Below are 19,997 nucleotides of genomic sequence, written 5' to 3' on the forward strand. Positions count from 1 at the left end.
GTTATCTTAGAATGTGTTATGAGCAGCGGATCTATCATTGGATCCGAAATTGCCACTGGAGTGTGAATGTCTCAATCTGTCCCGTTATTTCAAATCGAGCCTGTGAGTAAAGCGCAGGATCAACTCATCCAGCAAAAGATCGATCTTAAGACTAAGCCGCCCGGTGCTTTAGGGCAGTTAGAGTCTTTAGCACTGCAAATTGCCCGCATCCAAGGGGCTAAGCAGTTGCAGATTGTTAACCCGACTATGCTGGTATTTGCTGGAGACCATGGGATTGCCGCCGAAGGCGTGTCTATTGCCCCGAGTGAAGTTACGCGGCAAATGGTGCAAAACTTTGCCCATGGCGGCGCGGCCATCAATGTGTTTTGCCGTCAGTTAGGCTTCAATCTCGAAGTGATTGATTGCGGCATTTTAACCCCTGTTGAGGGTGTCGAAGGCATTATCGACCAACGCCTTGGCGCTGGAACTGGCGCGATTCATTTGGAGCCTGCCATGACGTTAGCCTCTGTGGATAAGGGCTTTGCCATGGCGCAGGCGTTAATCGAACGTCACCATCAAGCGGGCTGTAATTTGGTCGCCTTTGGCGAGATGGGCATAGGTAATACTTCGTCAGCGGCGGCGATTATGGCGGCTATTATGCAACTCGATGTGGTCGACTGTGTTGGCCGTGGCACGGGCATCAATAGCGAGACTCTAGAGCGTAAACAGATGCTTATCGAACTCGCGCTGCTATTACATCAGAGTGCGATGACTGGGCCTAAGCAAGTGCTGGCCTGTTTGGGCGGCTTTGAAATTGTGCAGATGACGGGGGCCATGCTCGCATCGGCAGAGCGCAAGATGCTGGTCGTGGTGGATGGTTTTATTGCGACCGCAGCGGCTTTGGTTGCCGTGACTATCAATGCCCATGTGCGGGATTATTTGATTTTTGCCCACCGCTCCGAGGAGCAAGGTCATCAGCGTATGTTGGAACATTTAAAAGCTAAACCCTTGTTATCTATAGGGTTGAGATTAGGCGAAGGCACGGGCGCCGCCTTGGCATTGCCGTTAATTCAAGCCGCAGTAAATTTTTACAATCAAATGGCGAGTTTTAGTGATGCGGGGATTGAGGCTGTTGTATGATGTGCGCTGCTAAGTGGCTTATTTAAAATAATAACTTTTAGCAGACCTTTTTAATCTTAAACCTTGCAGCAAGTGTTAATTCACTAAGGATGCTTTATGTCAGAACGCGAAAGCTGGCACAAAGAGATAGATTTGTTTTTAGTGGCCATGGGCTATTTTACCCGCATTCCTATGCCCAAATGGGTTGAGGTCGATGCCGACAAACTCAATAAAGCCAGCCGTTACTTTGGCTTAGTGGGCCTGCTGGTGGGGCTGCTCTGTGCCATCGTGTTTTGGCTCACCCAAAACTGGTTACCCGCCGGCGTGTCCGTACTGCTGTCTATGGTCACAGGCGTGCTGCTAACGGGTGGTTTTCACGAGGATGGCTTAGCTGATACCTTCGATGGTTTCGGTGGCGGTTGGACGGCGGAAGACAAGCTGCGGATCATGAAAGATTCACGCCTGGGGAGCTATGGCGCCTTGGCTTTGATGCTCGTGCTGATGCTCAAGTGGCAATTATTAGTGGAACTCGCGCTTTATGATCCCGTGGTTGCAGGCTCGGCGATGATCGTCGCCCACACTGTGAGCCGCGTAGTTGCCGCCAGCCTTATCTTTACCGAGAAGTATGTGCGCGACGATGAGTCCAGTAAATCCAAGCCGTTAGCACAGCATCAAGGCATTAATGAACTGTTTATTTTGATCGCCAGCGGCGTGTTAGTGCTGCTAGTGCTTAAGGGAATTGCCGCGTTGTCGCTGCTGTTGGTGATGATAGGTCTGCGCCGTTTGATTGTAGTGATCTTTAGACGTCAAATTGGTGGCTACACGGGCGATACCTTAGGCGCGGCGCAGCAGATCTGCGAAATCGTCTGTTATTTCGTGCTGCTCGTTGTGGGTAGCATACTGTGATTCATTTAGTGCTGGGCGGCGCGCGTAGCGGCAAGAGCCGTTACGGCGAAGCCTTAGTGCGCCAGTATACGTCTTTAGGATTCGATGCCTGCTATCTGGCGACCGCACAGGCGCTCGATGCCGAAATGAGCAGTCGCATTCGTTTACATCAGGATGGACGTGCCAAGGATGATATCGACTGGCAACTCGTCGAAGAACCCTTGGCATTAACCGCCAAGCTCAAACACTTAGCTAAATCCGGCCGGGTGATTCTGGTGGATTGTTTAACGCTTTGGCTCACCAATCAATTACTTGCACAAAGTCCTGATGCCGAGCCCGCTTCAACGGAATCGGACTTTGCAGTGGATTTTGCCAGTTCTCGCCATGAGCCTTTAGAACACTGGCGGCAGCAACGCGCCGATTTTATCCAGACTTTAAACACTCTTGAGGGCGTGGTGATTTTAATCAGCAATGAGGTCGGCTCTGGCATTGTGCCCTTGGGTGAATTGAGTCGTCAGTTTGTTGATGAAGCAGGGTGGTTAAATCAGGCGGTTGCCGAGGTGGCGGATCATGTGACCTTAGTGGTGGCGGGTCTGCCATTGGTGCTTAAATCGAGCTAAGACAAAGTGTTATCGACGCATTCTTAGTGAGGGAGCGAACCGATTCCCCTTTAGTCAATTTTCCTCTGTTGAGTGATGTTCTTGCCCATGAATTCAAATAACGCCTCTAATCCTACTTCAGCTTTGTCGCAAAAACAGTTTCAAGGTGTTGTAAGCCAAAGCGTGGCTCAGCATTCGGGCGCAAAAGTGCTTATGGTGCAGGGGACCACCTCGGATGCGGGCAAAAGTACGTTAGTGGCGGGGATTTGCCGTCTGCTCGCCCGTGAGGGGGTTAAGGTCGCGCCGTTTAAGCCACAGAATATGGCGCTCAACAGCGCCGTCACCATTGATGGTGGTGAGATTGGCCGCGCTCAGGCGCTGCAAGCCGCAGCCTGTTTTCTCGCGCCGCACACGGATTTTAACCCAATTCTGCTGAAGCCGAGCTCGGACACGGGCGCGCAGATCATAGTGCACGGCAAAGCCTTAACCACCTTAGAGGCCTCGGACTTTTTCGGAGAAAAATCTAAGGATTATAAAGCCATGGCGCTAAATGCCGTGCTGGAATCCTTTGCGCGTTTAGGGCTGCAATACCAAACGATTGTGGTAGAAGGGGCGGGAAGCCCGGCGGAAATCAATCTGCGCGAAGGTGATATCGCCAATATGGGCTTTGCCGAGGCGGTCGACTGCCCAGTGATCATCATTGCCGATATCGATAAAGGCGGGGTGTTTGCCCATTTGGTGGGCACTTTAGCGCTGTTGTCGCCCTCCGAGCAATCTAGGGTAAAAGGCTTTGTGATCAATCGCTTTCGTGGCGATATCAGCCTGCTACAGTCTGGTCTCGATTGGCTCGAGGCACATACGCAAAAGCCCGTGTTGGGCGTGTTGCCCTATTTGCATGATTTGCATTTAGACGCCGAGGATTCGCTTATCGAATCGCCCACTAAGCAGGCAAAAAGCCGTTTTAAGGTGCGGGTATTAGTGTATCCCCGCACCAGTAATCATACGGATTTTGATCCGCTTAGACTGCACCCCGATATCGATTTTGATTATGTGTCGCTCCAGACTCAGGCCTCAGCTCAGACGCAGGATATTGCCGCCGATCTGCTGATTTTGCCCGGCAGTAAGAATGTTCGAGCGGACTTGGCTTTTTTACGCGAGCAAGGTTGGGACAAACAAATTGCCAAGCATCTACGCTACGGCGGTAAGTTGCTGGGGATTTGCGGCGGCTATCAAATGCTGGGTGAAAGCATTGCCGATCCCATGGGGATTGAGGACACGCTCGGCGTGAGCCAAGGGCTGGGATATTTACCCATTACCACCGAATTTAAGGCTGAAAAACAGTTACGTAGGGTCACAGGCCATTTAGCGCTGCAAGGGCAACAAGTGGAAGTGAAGGGCTATGAGATCCACTGCGGTGACTCCCAATACCTTAACCTAAGTACCGCGGTAAACTCTGCCCCACTATGGCTGAAAACTGAGAATAGCCAACAGGCTAACCCCTTTGCCGATGGCTGTTTAAGTGACGACGGGCAAGTGCTAGGCACATATTTACACGGGCTATTCGACAGCCCAGAGGCGTGCCAGCTAGTCCTTAACTGGGCGGGGTTGGAAAATGCTCAAGCGATTGATATCAATGAAATTCGCGAACAACAGATAGATCGTTTGGCCGATGTATTAGCCGAGCATCTCGATATACAAAAACTTGCGTCCATTATAAATGCATAAGAATTAGCAGTAGGAAGAACAGAAGATCATGACAACAGAAAACGAAAAACAGCTCGACAATGAGCAAGTGCAAATCAAGGCTGAACGCCACAAGGCGCGCCAACAAAAACTCAAAGCGGGTGTTGATGCAAAAATTGCCGCCGCTCAGGATGAAAAGGGCATTTTGTTAGTCCTAACGGGCAATGGCAAAGGTAAGTCGACCTCAGGTTTTGGCACGGTTGCCCGCGCGGTGGGCCATGGCAAAAAAGCGGCGGTAGTGCAATTCATCAAGGGCACATGGGAATGCGGTGAACGTAATCTGCTTGAAGGTGCGGGCGTGGCCTTTCATGTAATGGGCACCGGCTTTACCTGGGAAACCCAAGACAGAGAAAAGGACACAGCTGCCGCTCTGGTGGCGTGGGAAGCCGCCGAAGCCTTACTGCAAGACGAGAGCATTGATTGCGTGATGCTCGATGAGCTGACCTATATGGTGAGCTATCACTATCTTGATGTGGAGCGGGTGCTCACGGCGCTGAAAAATCGTCCACCCATGCAGCATGTGATTATCACTGGCCGCGCTTGCCACCGCGCGATTATCGAACTGGCGGATACGGTTAGCGAAGTGCAGCCCATTAAACATGCCTTCGAAGCGGGCATTAAAGCGCAGCCGGGATTCGACTATTAAGTTGAGCGGCTATGGAGGGTGGGTTACACCGCGAGCGCCCTTTAAACCCAATTAGGGCTGTTGTTCCTCGGTAAAATCCGTTAGCGTTCTATTGAGCGGTTTAATGGGCATGGATAACTCAAGGATGATGCGATGAATAAACGTATTGTGATTTGTGCCGACGGCACTTGGAATCGGCCAGAGAAAGACCTTAAGGTGGATTTTCCCACCAATGTGCTACGTCTGGCGCGGGCTATCAGCCCGATGGCGGCCGATGGAAAACCCCAGCAGGTGTTTTACGACTGGGGCGTTGGTTCCTATTACGATGAAGTGATCGGCGGTGCGACGGGGCGTGGACTACATAAAAACATCATGGATGGTTACCGCTACTTAGTGCAAAACTACTCCCCCGGCGATGAGATTTACCTCTTTGGCTTTAGCCGTGGCGCCTACACAGTGCGCTGTTTGTGTGGCCTTATTAATAATTGCGGCATTCTTAAGCGCCCCGATGCTCGGCTTATCCAGCAAGCCTTTGACCACTATAAAAAAAGCAGTGCGCCCTTTGCTCCAAGCGGCGATAAATCCGTTGAATTTAGACAAAAGCACTGCCACGAATCGCGGGAGATTAAGTTTGTTGGCGTGTGGGATACGGTGGGCGCCATGGGGATCCCGATTTCGTTCCTCGGCTTATTCGAAGATAAAGACGAGTTTTACGACACTAAGATTGGCCGTAATGTGCGGGCTGCCCGCCATGCCTTGGCAATAGACGAACACCGCAGCGACTTTGAACCCACGATTTGGCAACTGCGCGACAATATGGATATGCAACAGGTCTGGTTTGCTGGCGCCCATAGCAATATTGGCGGCAGTTATCAGCCGGATAAGGATGGCTCGCTATTGTCGGATAATGCGCTCGCGTGGATGATGGCAGAGGCTGAGCGATTTAATTTGAGCTTAGAGCCGCACCTAGCGGCGAGTTTACACCCCAATCCCTTAGCAACCTTACACGACTCGCGCCGCAGCTTTTACCGAATTAAGCAATCCTATTTGCGCCCAATTGACCCTAATGTCGCGCCCGTGTTGCTGCATCGCTCGGTGAAAACGCGCTGGGATCAAGACCCTAAATATCGGCCTAAAAACCTGCAGACCTACCTGGAACAGTACGGCTGGCCAGAAGAATTCATCGATTAAATCATAAGGAATATCATGTTAATCCGACGCTTTATTGCCCTCGGCCTGAGCTTTGCGCTGTTACCCGCAGTAGCGATGGCCGAGCCAGCAAAACGTATTATTGCGCTTTCGCCCCATGCGGTTGAAATGCTCTACGCCATCGGCGCGGGGGAGTCGATTGTGGCCGCGACCGATTATGCTGATTATCCCGAAGCGGCGAAAAAAATCCCCAGTATCGGTGGTTACTATGGGATCCAGATTGAGCGGGTATTAGAGCTTAATCCCGATCTGATTGTGGTGTGGGATACGGGCAATAAAGCCGAGGATATCAACCAACTCAAAAACTTAGGTTTTAAACTCTATAGCAGCTCCCCAAAGACGCTTGAGGATGTTGCCAAAGAAATTGAGGAATTAGGCCAATTAACGGGGCATGTGGAGCAGGCTAATCAAGTGGCAGGTGATTATCGCCGAGAGCTGCTTCGGCTTCGCAATGAAAACGCCGCTAAATCTGAGCCAAAAGTGTTTTATCAGCTATGGTCCACGCCCTTAATGACAGTCGCCAAAAACAGTTGGATTCAGCAGATTATTGGTGTGTGTCATGGCAAAAATGTTTTCTACGATGCGGCGAGTGATTACCCGCAGGTGAGTTTAGAGAATGTGTTACTGACCTTGCCCGAGGTGATTTTACAGAGCGAAGAGGAAGGCAATGTCAAAGGGATAGATTGGAGCAAGTGGGCCGAAATCCCCGCGGTTAAAAACCAGCATATTTATCAATTAAATGCTGATCTATTGCACCGCGCAACACCTAGGGCATTACTCGGTGTGAAGGCGGTCTGTGATGCCTTGGATAAAGCACGTTAATCGCTTATCACGTATTATTCAATTTAATGCAATGTACTGTTTTATTGATATTTATCATCAAAATAATAAGGAAGTTCCATGCATACATTACTGACTTGTTTGTTTATCGCTATGTTATTGCCGTATTTGGCCAAGGGCCCCGTTGCATGGGCAATGGCCAAAGCCGGCGGTTATGATAATCATCATCCGCGCACGCAACAGGCACAATTAACCGGATTTGGTGCGCGGGCTCTCGCTGGGCATCAAAATGCCTTCGAGTCCCTGCTCATTTTTGGTTTGGCAGTGCTGACGGTTATTGCTACAGGCAAAGTGACGCCGACGGCTGAGTGGTTGGCAATCGTTCACATTGCTGCGCGGGTGGCGTATCAGATCTTGTATCTACTGAATAAAGGCACATTACGGTCTCTATCTTGGTTTGTGGCGATTTTTAGTGCTTTTGGGATCTTCTTCCAAGCGTTTTAAGAGGCGCAGACGTTTGAGCTGTCATTTTGTTATTAAGGCGTTTGCAAGCTCAGCAGAACGGAAAAATCTCATCTGAGAATATTATGTGTTGTTATAACTGATAGGTATTTCAGTAGATTGTGCTAGCTAAGAGCAACCATTAAGTTTGTGGTTTGCTAAGTAATCTGAGCTCTGGATAAGTAGAGCCGCTGACAGGGCATCTTTTCGGGCCTCTGTGCGTGGCTCTGTCTCACCATAGCTAGCAGCAGTGCGTCGAGCAAAGCTAAATTGTGAGTTTAAGGTATTAGATAATAGGATAACGTAATGAAGTTAGACGCTATTTTGTGGGATTATGACGGCACTCTCGTCAATTCTGTACCCAAAAATATGGCAATCACTAAGTCGATATTAGAGATTGTAGCGCCCCATTTAACTGGGGATAATCTTCCCTTATATTTGCAGACTGAGGCGCTTTATCATCAGGCAAACCATAGTGCTAAAAATTGGCAGGAATTATATCTCGAGTACTATGGGTTAACCCATGATGAAATGTTGCTTGCTGGTTCAATGTGGGCAGAACAACAACTGAATAACCAAACCCCCGTTATGTTATTTGATGGAATTAAACAGGTTGTCACTCAGTTTTCTCAACTTCCCCATGGTATTTGTTCTCAAAACGCTCAACATAATATTCGTTCAATCTTGAGTAAGAATGGGATTCACAACCAGTTTAAAGCCGTTGTCGGTTATGATGATGTTCCTAGCCAATATCAAAAGCCCCACCCGATGGGAGGCATGAAATGTTTAGAGGCGATTTATGGGCATAAACAACGTCAGCAACTGATTTATATCGGTGATCATGAAGCTGACACACAATTTGCGCGAAGTTTGCAACTGGCATTAGGTGATCAAGCTCAAGTCATTTCGATTGCAGCGGCTTACAGCGGTTCCCAGCCACAAGATTGGACTCACCAACCAGATCACATTGCCTATGGGGTTGAGGATTTAGTCCCAATTATTAATCAATACCTTTAACTTATTGGCGCTTCAATCAATAAGGGTGAAATACGTATCGTCATACCGATCTAGTGCTTGATAATAGATTTCGACATAAATGTACGAAAACGCATCAAAAACAATAGTTAAACGCTACTCTAGGGGATGTTGAGCAAGCTCTTGCTCTTACTTTCAATCATTCAACCCCGTCCTTCGGGAGCCTCACAGGCATCTCACTGGCGTGTTACATTGACTTAAAAGGGAATAACCATTTCTGCGTCAATGCGCCTTGGATTGAGATGTCCGTGAGGCTCTGAACTGATTAGATATTTAATGTGATTGGTATAATAGGCCCTAGAGCACAGAATTAACTTGTTGCGTCAAAAATTAATATTGATGAATTTATCGTCGATTTTCTGGCGTTAATTAAGCAGAACATGATTTATTGTCACTCGAATATTTGATGTCAACTATTCGAATGTTTTAAAGACTTTGATGCCTATTTTGACTTATAAGGCGTTATTTTGTCTTGAAACAGCTAAATCTATGTAATTAATGGGGTTTGATATTTTTTATCTTATTGATTAATGGCGGTTATTTGGCAGATTTAAGCCATTATATTGACAGTTTTCTTTATGAAAAACCTCAGCTATATTGCAATTGTTGATACTATTTTTGAGGTTTAAATACAATGTTACGTCTACTAACCTATGGCCTAGTTGCCGCTGGTGCTTGGTTTATTTATCAGGATGTTTCCGAGTATTTTGGTATGGAGACTTTTGATAAGGCGTTAGCTGAGGATGTGCAACATAAAGTGGAAGCGCGCAAGGCTAAAGCGGCGGCGGAGCAATACGCTCAGCAGCTGAAACAGCAGGCTGCTATAGAGTGCCAAGCAACTAACACATGCGCTCATTAATGGCGAGACCTACTCAATAACCTATATGTATCACCTTGGTTCTTGCTGCGCATCAGTATGAGCTATCTCTGTCATGGTGATAATTAGGGCGTGTTGACGTTTCGAGATTAGATTTTGTTCATTCTGGCAAGTACGTGCTCGCGCAACGACATTTGGCTGCAAAAATAACCCTGAAACGTCAACACGCCCTAGAGGGGCATATATAAATATTTGCCCCTCTTTACTTCCAAATCTTCTTTATCGATGGCAATGCCGCTGATCCTTGATGTTTACTTCTTATATTTACTTTGCTTGAGTCATAGCAGTTAGTTTATTTAACGTACTAAGTTTCATAAAAGTGCATTAAATGGAAAGGTAACTATACTTTTATACTGACCCAACCATGAATCAGGGAAGTTAATATGGCGCACAAGGATGTTATAACTAAAGATAATGAAGTTACCTTTTCTGAAGATCTGCAGTTAGTTTCGACCACCGATCTAAATGGCGTTATAACCTACGCCAACCCCGGGTTTTGCCAAGTTGCAGGATATCAACTGGATGAAATGGTGGGTCAGAACCACAATATTGTCCGGCATCCTGATATGCCAAAAGCAGCTTTTGCCGATTTATGGAAGCATTTAAAGCAGGGCAAACCATGGCGCGGTATGGTCAAAAACCGTTGTAAAGATGGCAGTTATTATTGGGTAGATGCCTATGTTACTCCTATCTATGACAATGGGCGGGTCTCCGGCTATCAATCTGTCCGCTGTTGCCCCACACCTGAACATAAGGCTCGAGCTAATGCGATGTACAAAGAGCTTAGAGCACATGAAAACAAGAAACATGTATTTTGGGGCAGTAAGTTAATGTCAACTCATCTGCTGAGTTTGTTTTTATTAGCAGTCCCCATTCTTTGTAGTGTTTGGTTGCTAACTTTGCCTCAATCACTATTAGTTATTTTGCCCCTATTCATGCTTATTATGCTGAATCGGCAGCAATTATTTTTGACACCGAGATACTTACAGCGTTTAGAAAACGACTACGATAGCATTAGCCGACTCATTTTTTCTGGCGATGCGCCCCATAGTATTGCAGATTTTCATATAAAGCTTGGGCAGGCACGGATTCGTACTGTATTAGGCAGAGTCGATGATGCAACGCTGTCGCTAAAATCGATTGCTGATCAGATTAGCACCTCAATGTCGACTACAAGTGATGATATCTCCTCCCAGGACTCCCAGATCCAGCAGGTGGCTACGGCTGTGACTCAAATGGCATCCGCAGCAGAAGAGATTAACCGTAATATTCAAGCGAGTAATCAGCAGATTGAAGAAGCTCGGCATCACTGTGTTGTGACCAGTCAACAACTTAAAACGGTGGAAACCGAAGTGGCTTCACTTGCGAGTCAAGCAGAACAAGCTTTTGAGTCTGCGGTAGCCCTATCGAGTGAATCAGAACGAATTGACACTATCATGTCGGAAATTCAGGGCATTGCTAATCAAACGAATTTGTTAGCGCTTAATGCTGCCATTGAAGCGGCTCGCGCAGGGGAGCAAGGACGGGGTTTTGCAGTGGTTGCGGATGAAGTGCGTAATCTTTCTACTCGTACTCATAAAGCGACAGAACAGATCCAAACGAGTATTGGGCATATTCAGCACACATTAGCGGAATGGAAAGAGTTAATGCATCAGAATGTTGGTCGAACTAATACCTGTCTCTCGAGTACTCGGATTGGAGCTGAATATTTAAATCATATTACGGTTGAAATAGATAAAGTATCAGCATTTTCTAGCCAAATATCATCAGCTACAACTGAACAACAAGCGGTTATTGAGGATATTAATAAAAATATTAATGTTATTTCATCCATATCCCATGACAATAGCATTAAAGTTGAAGATGTTAACGCCACAAGTAAAAGTTTATTGAATAGGGCGAACCAACTTAAAAACTTAAGTCAAACCTTTGGTTAATTAAGTTTGAATATGGGATTTAGCCATTTTATATGGAATAAGTTTAGCTGATTTTAATTATGGAGTGAGTTATGGACAGTACAATCAATGAACGTGTGCATTATGTTCATTCTCGACTCCGTAAGAATTTTGATAAACTCACTCGAATCGCTATTGCGATTTATGATAAGCATACTGACAAAATTAAAACCTTTGTTCACAGCACGGATGGTCGGCCACCTTTAAGCCTCTATGAGGCAAAGTTGAGTGAAACACCATCACTTCAACATATCGTTGAAAGTCGACAGGCGAGGGTACTGGATAATCTATGCTCTCAACTGATATATAGTTCGGAACATAGCCGAAAAGTGCTCGAAGCGGGTTATGAGTCGAGCTATACAGAGCCACTATACTTTAATGACCGGTTTATTGGATTTCTCTTTTGCAACTCTAAAGAAAGTGGATACTTTGATGATGCAATACGGGCAGAGCTTTCAGCGTACGCACAAATTCTTGCTGGAATTATTGCTGTTGAATTTCTTTCTATTCAAACTTTTAATGGGGCGCTGATTACTGCAAGAGCATTTGGCCGTTATCGCGATGAGGAAACCGCAAATCATTTGCATCGGATGTCTTCATATTCACGAATTATCGCTAAAACACTCGCAAAAGAGTTAGGCTTAAGTGATGAAGAAGTTGAGTTTATTTACCTATTTTCCGAGTTACATGATATAGGGAAAATAGCTGTACCTGATTCAATACTGTTGAAGCCGGCTAAATTAACCTCAGAAGAATTTGAAGTGATGAAAACTCATACAATCAAAGGTCGAGAGATGATTGAGCTGATGATCAATGAGTTTAGTCTTAATGGTCTTCACCATACAGAAATGTTAAAAAACATCATTAACTATCACCATGAGCGTTTTGATGGCACGGGTTACCCTGAAGGGTTAAAAGGGGATGATATTCCATTAGAAGCTCGTATTGTTGCCGTGGCAGATGTTTTAGATGCCTTAACGAGTAAACGTCCATATAAAGAGGCATGGTCATTTGAAGATGCATTTACTTATCTTGAGGAGCATGCGGGACAGCAGTTTGATCCTAGATGCGTCATTGCTGCACTCAAAAATAAATCCGAATTTTTGGCTATTCATAATCAATATATAGATTAATAAAATATCATACTTATATGTTGGTGTATTTTTTGTTAAATTACCCAAACCTATGCATGTAATATAAATAATTCAGTAGCGTTTTTTATAATCCAGTGTTGTTAGATTTCAAAAAATTGCCATAACTACTCTAAATTAATACATTAGCTGAACTCTCTAAAAACAAATTGGTTTTTCCCTTTGCGTTTTGCTTCATACATCAGACTATCTGCGGCATTAAGAGTGAATGGGGTAGCAGGCGTAGGATAAAAGGCACATCCCAAGCTTACCGTTAATGAAATCACCGTATTTGAGGCTAACGGTAGACTTTTCTGTGCTATTTGCTGGCAAATACGTTTAGCTAGTTGCTGTGAATCTTGTGCCGATTGGCCTCGGGTTAAAATGGCAAACTCTTCACCTCCAATTCTGGCAAACTGCATTTCAGGCTCAAGGACTTCACGCACACAAGTGGCTATAAGGCAAATAGCCTTGTCCCCTGCACTGTGTCCGTAAGTGTCATTTATCGACTTAAAATCATCAATATCAAATACGATTAATGTTAGGCTGCTAGCCAGATCTTGAGTGTCATTTAACTGGTTAAAAAAGTAATGGCGATTATGGATGCCCGTTAAGCTATCTGTCTGGGCGAGAAGGGTCAATCTACAGTTGGCATCTTCAAGTTGACGCGTGCGTATTCTTACCGTGCGACGTAATTGCAGGGTATAGAATAATCCTGCGCTCAACACTCCAATAGCCAAAGCAGGAATAAGATAGCGAGGATAAACTGTTTCAATATGGATCCAACGGCTTAAAATGCGATTTTTCTCTTGTGCATTAAGCTTTTTAAAGCCTTGATTAATTTGATTAAGTAATGCTTGATTGCCTTTTTGAACGGCGGGGCGAAGCGGCTCTGAATAGAGAAATTGCGCAGGCATAAATTCTTTTGCGCCATTAGCCACCACAATATAAAAGTTGCCGACTTGCGTATCAGCAATAAAGGCATCGAGCTCACCGCGTTTTGCGGCTTGCATCATCAAGTCATTATCAATGTACTCGATCAAAGACAGCTGAGGATAATGTCTCTGTGCAAACTCTTGTTCAAACCCACCTTTAACTACTCCTACCGCAGTATCCAACCGTCCTGCAAGTAGCTCCTGTAATTTGTCACCAAGCAGCGTTTGATGCACATAAAGTTGTGTGCTGATCTCTAATAAAGGCTCATCAAAATCAAGGTATTCTAGCCTTGCGGGTGAGCGGACTAACCCTGCATGAATATCCGCTTTTCCAGACTTAACAGCGAGCAGAGAGTCATTCCAATCCATTAGTTGAAATTCGATATCCACATTATTTGCTTGGCCGTAAGCGAACCATAGGTCAATTAATATGCCAGATGGCTTACCTTGGTCGTCGATATAAGAATAAGGTTTCCATGCCTTTGAGTTGGCAATGATCAACTTTTGTTTTTCGCCAGCAACGCCAATTGAACTAGATAGGATAGAGAACAGCATCAAGAGTGTGAATGACAAACATTGAACAAAGCGATAATTCATCCGTAGCTATCCTTGATAGGGCTCATCCGACATGAGGGTGATTAGTTTTCCATGAATATAGGTAAATAGAAAGTATGGAATTGAGTTGGGATGAATACAAATAACCTCGCAACATTGCGAGGTTATTAATACCAATCGTATTAAATATCTGTTCATTCAGCGGGAGTTAAACGGGCTTTAGACAAGGCGAAGGCTTGAAGGCATAGTGGCGCTCTGTCGAAAGCCTTAAACGCAGTATAAAGCCCGTTCAACCCCGCCCTGGGGAGCCTCACAGGCATCTCACTCCGATGTTACATTGACTTAAAAGGGAATAACCATTTCTTCGTCAATGCGCCTTGGATTGAGATGCCAGTGAGGCTCTGAACTGATTAGATATTTAATGTGATTCGTATAATTTGCAAATTCATGCGACTGGGTCTGGTTTATCTTTTTAACGATACTTTTTGGGATGCCATGGTGGAGGAAATATTACTTTTGCGTAGCGCGGTAATGGTCGAAGTTTTCAATATAGTCTTCGAGATTGGCGTCGATCATCTCTTTATAGCGCTCGATATAGTAATCCATCATTTCCTGTTTTTTGGCCTGCATTTGCTCTTTGGTTTCAAAGCTGGTGGAACCAAACCAAGCGTTGTAGCGGGCGACGGCCCACATAAAGGAAGCGCTGACCTCACCGGTTTGGATCTCGGTGTTTTGGTTTTGCTGGTTCGCGAGCTTAATCATCTCAGTGGCACGTTCGTAAAAGGCTTGTTGGTTATCAGACATCAGCAATTCCTATGGTTGGGTTAAGTAAAAAGAGCATGTGTTGTATCACTCTTTTGGCTGTTGCCAATAACCCTAAGGCATTTTGTGGCTGATGGACAGTCGTGCGCTTCACAGAATCCGTTGATATCACACCAAAAGGCGGCGCCGAAATGAAATATGAGATAGGCGTAACATTTTTCACCGCTTTGTCGAGCGCCTTTGCCGCAGATGATTGTTGCTACGCTAGTCAGCTTGATATGACCATTTAGAGCGCGCTCTAGTTAGCGGCAAAGCTCCACATCGCTTGGATAAGGCCATTGGATACTTCAAACACCACCATCACTTCAAAGGGTTCGTTGCGTATGCCGCAGATCCGTTCCTGATCGACGACCTTATACCAATCGTATTAAATATCTGTTCATTCATCGGGAGTTAAACGGACTTTAGACAAGGCGAAGGCTTGAAGGCAGAGTGGCACTCTGTCGAAAGCCTTAAACGCAGTATAAAGCCCGTTCAACCCCGCCCTTCGGGAGCCTCACAGGCATCTCACTCCCGTGTTACATTGACTTAAAAGGGAATAATTTCTGCGTCAATGCGCCTTGGATTGAGATGCCTGTGAGGCTCTGAACTGATTAGATATTTAATGTGATTGGTATTATTGCCGACCACCATACGATTTAGGATCTCGGCGTGCAGATGCGGCAAGTTAAAACGTTCATTCTGATAGAAATCACTAAAGGCAGCCTTGCCTCAGATCACGGGCTCTGAGGCGGGTGGGCGGTAAATACACACATCGTCGCTAAAGAGCGCCACAAAGCTTGCAAGGTCGCGTTGGTTATAGGCAACTAACTGGGCTTGCACTAAGGCTTCGGCTGTTTGTTCTGCTATCTGGGGTATTTGCTGGCTCAAGCTATCTTCCTTCAAAACCGGTGCTGAATCTGACAAGAGACGTTAACCCGTCAAGGTTAACGAGAAAGGGCTTTCAACGCTTATTATCGTTATCTCAGCCTGCTTTCCCGCCATCGCGATTAATGATGAATTTATATTAAAATTTATTATTCCAATAGCTTAAGCTGCGTTTGCCCCCAAGGTGTGGCAAAGGGCATGGCTTCTTGAGGGGTTAAGATAAACTCCTGCTCACAACCATCACCACGGGGCATTTCCCAAAACTTAATCCCATTCGCCTCGAGGGTGAGCTGAAAATACCCAGAGCCGTCGGCACTTGGGCATTCGGCATCTGGGACTGCATTGGCGAACAACTTTTCCTTAAGTGCAGGTGGGAGTGGATAACTCATGCTTTCTGGTAAGTTTTGCGTGGGTTTATCGGCGATAAACCACTGCCACGGATGGAAAGGTTTACCATCGACGAGGGAGAAGCTAACAAACTCTTGGCTGATTCCATTGGCGCCAAAACCCGCCGCCCAGCGGTATAAACGCACGCTGAGCCAATGCTGATTGAGGAAAATCGGTTCTGCATAGGTTTCATCGGCCACAAAATGGCCCATTTGAGACAACATTCTGCGGCGCGTATCAAAGGTTTGTGCCAGCTGAGTATCATCGGTGAGCTTTTTCTCAAGCCACTGATTAATGGCGGGAATGCCTTTTTGTGGGCCGTTAAATTCGATACCGACTTCGGTGCCATAGGTTAGCGGACGGTATTCAATGGTTTGAAAAGATTGCCATTTTCCACGGCTCAGTGAAGGTTTGGTTTCAAGCGGCAGATTGTAGGCATCGGCGCTGCAGTCATCCTGGTTGTCGGGGCTGAGTTTGCGCTCAAGCTTTATGGGTAAGGATTTGCCTGAATTGTCTTTAAACCAATGGCCGCTGAGTTGCTGCGCCGTCGCGCTATCAAACTGCCAGTTTCCGGTGTTGTTTTCTTCTTTCCAAATACCGTTTTGCAGCTCGAGCTGTATTGGGGTTAGGTAGCGTTGATAGTAGTAACTGCCGCTGCCGTATTGGTTAAAGCAGACTCTAATACTGCTTTTACCCAGCGTTCCTTGCCAGACTCCTGAGAGTTCATCGGCGGCAAGAGTGCTAAAAGGTAGCGTAGTGGCAAGCAATAGGCTTGAGGACAGCAGCGTTAGTAACGTCCGTGTATTCATGTTTTTCTCTTAAAAGATAATCGCTTATGGTTTTACATGTCGGTTATAAAAAAGTCGCCCTAAGGCGACTCTTAACGGTTTAAGCTTGATAAACGGCAGGCTTAGATCGCCGTTTATCGCGTCAAAAGGCCTGTTTATTCGACCTGCCAATCGATTTGTTCACCGGCGCGAATTGGCACCACATTGTTGTCGCCAAGTGGGTAACTGACTGGCACATCCCAAGATTTTTTCACTAGGGTGATGGTATCGCTGTTGCGGGGCAGATTGTAAAAATCTGGGCCGTTGAAGCTGGCAAAGGCTTCTAATTTATCCAGCGCATTGACCGATTCAAAGGCTTCTGCGTACAGCTCAATGGCCGCATGGGCAGTATAAGAACCCGCGCAGCCACAGGCGGCTTCTTTACGATCTTTAGCGTGTGGCGCAGAGTCGGTACCGAGGAAGAACTTCTTATTGCCACTGGCCGCGGCACCTAACAGCGCTTGCTGGTGGGTATTGCGCTTTAAAATCGGCAGGCAATAGAAGTGCGGACGAATACCGCCAGCCAACATATGGTTGCGGTTATAGAGCAAGTGGTGCGCGGTGATCGTGGCGGCCACGTTTTCAGACGCTTGAGTCACAAAATCGACCGCATCCTTAGTGGTGATATGCTCGAGAACGATTTTAAGCTTAGGGAAATCGGCCACGATCTTGCTGAGGATATTCTCAATAAATACCCGCTCACGGTCGAAAATATCAATCGATGAATCAGTCACTTCACCATGCACTAGGAACAACATGCCCACTTCCTGCATCGCTTCGAGGGCGGGGTAGATGTTCTTCAAATCGGTCACGCCAGAATCCGAGTTGGTGGTCGCGCCTGCTGGGTAGAGTTTCGCGGCAACGATTTTGCCCGAGGCCTTGGCTTTACGGATTTCTTCTAGGCTGGTTTTGTCGGTGAGATAGAGCACCATTAAGGGGTCAAATTGCGAGCCAGCTGGCACTTGCGCCTTGATACGATCGTAATAAGCCAATGCGGTTTCGGTATCGATAGCGGGAGGAACCAGGTTTGGCATGACGATAGCGCGGCCCATATAGCGGCTGATATCGCGAACCGTGTCTTTTAATTGTGCGCCGTCTCTTAGGTGAATGTGCCAGTCGTCAGGACGAGTAATAGTGAGTGTTGTCATAGGGCGATTCATCTTGTTGAATATTTTTGCTGCGAGGGTGGCAGGATCTTATGTGGCAAGGATTTAGCTGTAAAGGGAAACTCAGACAATTCGCTAAGAAAAGTGTTAACACATGTTGAGTGCCCACTGTCAGTCTTTCACTTAGCTTTACCTACCCATCTGGAGCGGACACTTTCTCGAAAATCTGCGGACACTTTTTAATAAAGCCCTCTGTGTCCGCGGACACTTTTATCTTGAGTTTCACTTAACTTTATGAAAATAAATATTTTAATGGAATTGGCATAGGCGTTGCTATTACTGGTTATCGATTTTTAATAGTGTCCGTAGCGATGGGCCTATCCAGCCCTACGACAGGGAAGCGAGAAACGCCATGATTAAAGATACCAGCGGCCAAGATAAAGTCCTTGTGCCATCGACCGCCAAGCGCCTCAAGTTGCCTCTGATGATTGGCGGCTGCACCTTACTGGTTAGCGCCCTAGTGTGGGCCAGTTTTGGTAGCGATAAAGTTAGCCAGTCCATCAGCCGTAGCGAGCTCACTACCGCCACTTTATATGTTGGCACGCTCACTCGAGATGTGGCCACCACGGGCAAAATTGTTGCCGCCAATGCCCCGATTCTCTACAGCACCGAAGAAGGCACAGTAACGCTATTGAGCAACCCCGGTGATAGCGTTAGCAAGGGTGATGTAGTCGCAAAGCTGGAGAGTCCAAGATTAACCAATCAATTAGAGCAGGCGAAATCGCTATTGGCGGGATTAGAGAGCGCCCTTGAGCGTGCCAAGCTGGACGCCAGACGCAACCAATTACAAGTCAATCAAACCTTAGATATGGCCAAGGTGGATTTGGAAGCAGCCGAGCGTGAGCGTCGTCGTGGCGAATTGCTTATTCAAAGCCAACTTATTGGTCAGATCGACTACGAGAAAGGTAAGGACGATCTGCATAAGGCTAAGTTGAAATTTGAGCATGCTTTGCAGGACGCTGCATTAACAAAAGATACCTTGAGCTTCGAAGTCAAAAATAAAGCCCTCGAAGTGGAACGCCAACAGTTAGCAGTGCGTGAGCTTGAGCGTCAGGTTGAGGCTTTAAATATCAAAGCTCCCGTTGGTGGCATTATTGGTAACTGGTTGACCGAGCAAAAAACGCGTCTAAGTGCCAATCAGCCCATCCTGACCGTGGTCGATTTAAGTGCCTATGAGGCCGAGTTAGCTGTGCCTGAATCCTACGCCGACGAGTTAGGACTCGGAATGGAGGTCGAACTGAGCTTCGGTGAAGTCAAACTCATGGGCAAGTTATCCTCTATTTCCCCCGAAGTGCGTAACCGTGAAGTGACTGCCAGAGTGCAATTTGCCCAGAGCGAAAGCTTGAAGCTGCGCCAAAACCAACGTATCTCCGCCAGAGTCTTGCTCGAACACAGGGCGAATGTGTTGATGGTTAAACGCGGCGCCTTTATGACCAGCGGTGGTGGCGATGAGGTGTATCAAGTCGAAGGCGATATTGCTACCCGCCGCGACATTAAGCTCGGCAGCACCAGCATGAGTCAGGTGGAAGTGATCGAAGGCGGTAAAGCGGGTGACGAATGGGTGATCTCCAGTGTTGAGCCCTTCAACCATGCCGAACAGGTCAAAATGCATTGATGACCGATAGTCAAAAATTACTTATTAATCAAATTGATGTAATTAACGCCGCTCTGGCTAAAAAGTCTGCGGCTAAGGTGTACAAGGAGTTCATTATGCGTACTAAAAGCGTCGATCTTGGTCTGCTGATGTCATCCAAATTGTTTGGTGTTCTGGCCTTGGCCTTACTGGTGGTGGCAGTGGAGCTGGGCATAGGTGAGGCCAACAGCTGGTTTTTCCTCGGTTTAAATATTTTGGAATGGACGAATCCCCTAGAAGAAGCGCGCCAGGTGGGTGATGTCTCGATGGAAAGTGTGAGCTTTATATTCGCTTGTCTTAATGGGATGTTTGATGCCTTGAGTGGGTTTGTGATGGGGCGTTTTGCGGGGTAATGGATTTGGCTTTGC

19 protein-coding genes and 1 pseudogene are annotated in these 19,997 nt (G+C 46.6%); 15 read left to right on the forward strand and 5 right to left on the reverse strand.

The window, feature by feature from the left end; genetic code table 11:
* Positions 1-66 precede the first annotated feature (66 nt).
* The 12 genes from cobT to EYR25_RS11095 all read left to right on the forward strand — a co-directional run bounded on the left by cobT (position 67) and on the right by EYR25_RS11095 (position 12,440).
* The gene (gene cobT, locus EYR25_RS11040; protein ID WP_133180091.1) at positions 67-1,119 is read left to right on the forward strand and encodes a nicotinate-nucleotide--dimethylbenzimidazole phosphoribosyltransferase; all 1,053 of its coding nucleotides are present in this window, start codon (positions 67-69) and stop codon (positions 1,117-1,119) included.
* A 96-nt stretch (positions 1,120-1,215) separates the two neighbouring features.
* Complete coding sequence (locus EYR25_RS11045) at positions 1,216-2,004, forward strand: adenosylcobinamide-GDP ribazoletransferase (RefSeq protein WP_023268095.1); 789 nt, start codon at positions 1,216-1,218, stop codon at positions 2,002-2,004.
* Positions 2,001-2,603, forward strand: a complete 603-nt coding sequence (gene cobU / locus EYR25_RS11050; RefSeq protein ID WP_133180094.1) for a bifunctional adenosylcobinamide kinase/adenosylcobinamide-phosphate guanylyltransferase — start codon at positions 2,001-2,003, stop codon at positions 2,601-2,603. Before EYR25_RS11045 ends, cobU begins: the two co-directional genes overlap by 4 nt.
* Before the next feature lie 87 nt (positions 2,604-2,690).
* Positions 2,691-4,307 (forward strand): cobyric acid synthase, encoded by a 1,617-nt coding sequence (locus tag EYR25_RS11055; RefSeq protein WP_165953491.1) that lies wholly within the window; start codon positions 2,691-2,693, stop codon positions 4,305-4,307.
* Between the two features lie 28 nt (positions 4,308-4,335).
* On the forward strand, positions 4,336-4,971 hold the full coding sequence (cobO, locus tag EYR25_RS11060; RefSeq protein ID WP_023268098.1) for a cob(I)yrinic acid a,c-diamide adenosyltransferase: 636 nt from the start codon (positions 4,336-4,338) through the stop codon (positions 4,969-4,971).
* 132 nt (positions 4,972-5,103) lie between these two features.
* Positions 5,104-6,141: a DUF2235 domain-containing protein gene (locus EYR25_RS11065; RefSeq protein WP_133180096.1), complete on the forward strand. Its 1,038-nt coding sequence runs from the start codon at positions 5,104-5,106 to the stop codon at positions 6,139-6,141.
* Between the two features lie 15 nt (positions 6,142-6,156).
* Positions 6,157-6,981, forward strand: coding sequence for a cobalamin-binding protein (locus EYR25_RS11070; protein WP_133180098.1), 825 nt, complete (start codon positions 6,157-6,159; stop codon positions 6,979-6,981).
* A 78-nt stretch (positions 6,982-7,059) separates the two neighbouring features.
* Positions 7,060-7,443, forward strand: coding sequence for an MAPEG family protein (locus tag EYR25_RS11075; protein WP_039976938.1), 384 nt, complete (start codon positions 7,060-7,062; stop codon positions 7,441-7,443).
* Between the two features lie 303 nt (positions 7,444-7,746).
* Entirely contained in the window at positions 7,747-8,457 is a 711-nt protein-coding gene (locus EYR25_RS11080) for an HAD family hydrolase (RefSeq protein ID WP_133180100.1), read from the forward strand.
* Between the two features lie 652 nt (positions 8,458-9,109).
* Positions 9,110-9,334 carry a hypothetical protein gene (locus EYR25_RS11085; RefSeq protein WP_133180102.1) on the forward strand — a complete coding sequence of 75 codons (225 nt, stop codon included), beginning with the start codon at positions 9,110-9,112 and terminating at the stop codon, positions 9,332-9,334.
* Between the two features lie 401 nt (positions 9,335-9,735).
* Positions 9,736-11,289, forward strand: a complete 1,554-nt coding sequence (locus EYR25_RS11090) for a methyl-accepting chemotaxis protein (RefSeq protein ID WP_133180105.1) — start codon at positions 9,736-9,738, stop codon at positions 11,287-11,289.
* A 71-nt stretch (positions 11,290-11,360) separates the two neighbouring features.
* Positions 11,361-12,440 (forward strand): HD domain-containing phosphohydrolase, encoded by a 1,080-nt coding sequence (locus tag EYR25_RS11095; protein ID WP_133180108.1) that lies wholly within the window; start codon positions 11,361-11,363, stop codon positions 12,438-12,440.
* Between the two features lie 143 nt (positions 12,441-12,583).
* Here EYR25_RS11095 and EYR25_RS11100 read toward each other — a convergent pair whose 3' ends face one another.
* Positions 12,584-13,969, reverse strand: a complete 1,386-nt coding sequence (locus EYR25_RS11100) for a sensor domain-containing diguanylate cyclase (protein ID WP_133180110.1) — start codon at positions 13,967-13,969, stop codon at positions 12,584-12,586.
* A 468-nt stretch (positions 13,970-14,437) separates the two neighbouring features.
* Positions 14,438-14,731, reverse strand: coding sequence for a DUF3144 domain-containing protein (locus tag EYR25_RS11105; protein WP_023269008.1), 294 nt, complete (start codon positions 14,729-14,731; stop codon positions 14,438-14,440).
* 101 nt (positions 14,732-14,832) lie between these two features.
* Between EYR25_RS11105 and EYR25_RS21205 the strand changes: the two genes are divergently transcribed.
* Entirely contained in the window at positions 14,833-14,979 is a 147-nt protein-coding gene (locus tag EYR25_RS21205; RefSeq protein ID WP_023269009.1) for a hypothetical protein, read from the forward strand.
* Positions 14,980-15,367: 388 nt separating this feature from the next.
* Here the strand turns inward: EYR25_RS21205 and EYR25_RS21530 are convergent.
* The 3 genes and pseudogenes from EYR25_RS21530 to pyrC all read right to left on the reverse strand — a co-directional run.
* Positions 15,368-15,607: pseudogene (locus EYR25_RS21530) on the reverse strand (nuclear transport factor 2 family protein); the annotation flags it as partial.
* Between the two features lie 158 nt (positions 15,608-15,765).
* Positions 15,766-16,812, reverse strand: a complete 1,047-nt coding sequence (locus tag EYR25_RS11120) for a hypothetical protein (RefSeq protein WP_133180112.1) — start codon at positions 16,810-16,812, stop codon at positions 15,766-15,768.
* A 134-nt stretch (positions 16,813-16,946) separates the two neighbouring features.
* Entirely contained in the window at positions 16,947-17,978 is a 1,032-nt protein-coding gene (pyrC, locus tag EYR25_RS11125) for a dihydroorotase (protein WP_133180115.1), read from the reverse strand.
* A 370-nt stretch (positions 17,979-18,348) separates the two neighbouring features.
* Between pyrC and EYR25_RS11130 the strand changes: the two genes are divergently transcribed.
* Together EYR25_RS11130 and EYR25_RS11135 are read left to right on the forward strand one after the other, a co-directional pair.
* Positions 18,349-19,611, forward strand: a complete 1,263-nt coding sequence (locus tag EYR25_RS11130; protein ID WP_133180117.1) for an efflux RND transporter periplasmic adaptor subunit — start codon at positions 18,349-18,351, stop codon at positions 19,609-19,611.
* Positions 19,611-19,982 carry a hypothetical protein gene (locus tag EYR25_RS11135; RefSeq protein WP_243729875.1) on the forward strand — a complete coding sequence of 124 codons (372 nt, stop codon included), beginning with the start codon at positions 19,611-19,613 and terminating at the stop codon, positions 19,980-19,982. The genes EYR25_RS11130 and EYR25_RS11135 overlap by 1 nt, the downstream gene beginning before the upstream one ends.
* Positions 19,983-19,997 lie beyond the last annotated feature (15 nt).

This window comes from Shewanella decolorationis (assembly GCF_004354305.1).
GTDB classification, from domain to species: domain Bacteria; phylum Pseudomonadota; class Gammaproteobacteria; order Enterobacterales; family Shewanellaceae; genus Shewanella; species Shewanella decolorationis.